The organism is Escherichia sp. E2661, assembly GCF_004745185.1.
GTDB lineage: Bacteria > Pseudomonadota > Gammaproteobacteria > Enterobacterales > Enterobacteriaceae > Escherichia.
The window spans coordinates 1-607 of the sequence record NZ_PDIG01000049.1; the positions used below are offsets into that span (position 1 = coordinate 1).

At 51.7% G+C, this 607-nt stretch carries 2 tRNA genes; both read right to left on the minus strand.

Annotated features, from left to right (window positions below):
- Positions 1–313: 313 nt before the first annotated feature.
- Positions 314–388: transfer RNA gene (locus tag CRI63_RS23545), tRNA-Gln, on the minus strand.
- A gap of 37 nt (positions 389–425) precedes the next feature.
- Positions 426–500, minus strand: a tRNA-Gln gene (locus CRI63_RS23550).
- Positions 501–607 lie beyond the last annotated feature (107 nt).

Below are 607 nucleotides of genomic sequence, written 5' to 3' on the forward strand. Positions count from 1 at the left end.
CAGATTTCACGTTGCTCTTTCCGCAGAGTTTACCGGCGGGTGATGGCGGCTTGTCTCTGGGGCAGGGGGTTATTGCTGCGGCTCGTTGGTTAGCGGGTGAAGTCCAGAACGGTATAAAGCGTTGGTTGCCATTTGGACACCTTGCCGGATGCGGCAGTAACGCCTTATCCGGCCTACACNTGCGCTCCCCGTAGGTCGGATAAGACGCGCCAGCGTCGCATCCGACATTTTAGGATAAGACGTGTCAGCATCATATTCGGCATTGAATATACGCAGAAAAGCAAAAAGCTCGCCGAAGCGAGCTTTTTTAATGTGGCTGGGGTACGAGGATTCGAACCTCGGAATGCCGGAATCAGAATCCGGTGCCTTACCGCTTGGCGATACCCCAACTGGGTGCACTTACAAAGTAAGCGTCTTGAATAAATTGGCTGGGGTACGAGGATTCGAACCTCGGAATGCCGGAATCAGAATCCGGTGCCTTACCGCTTGGCGATACCCCAACAAATTTGTTTTTGAATTTGCCGAATCTATTCGACAGATTCAGAATTTGGTGGCTACGACGGGATTCGAACCTGTGACCCCATCATTATGAGTGATGTGCTCTAAC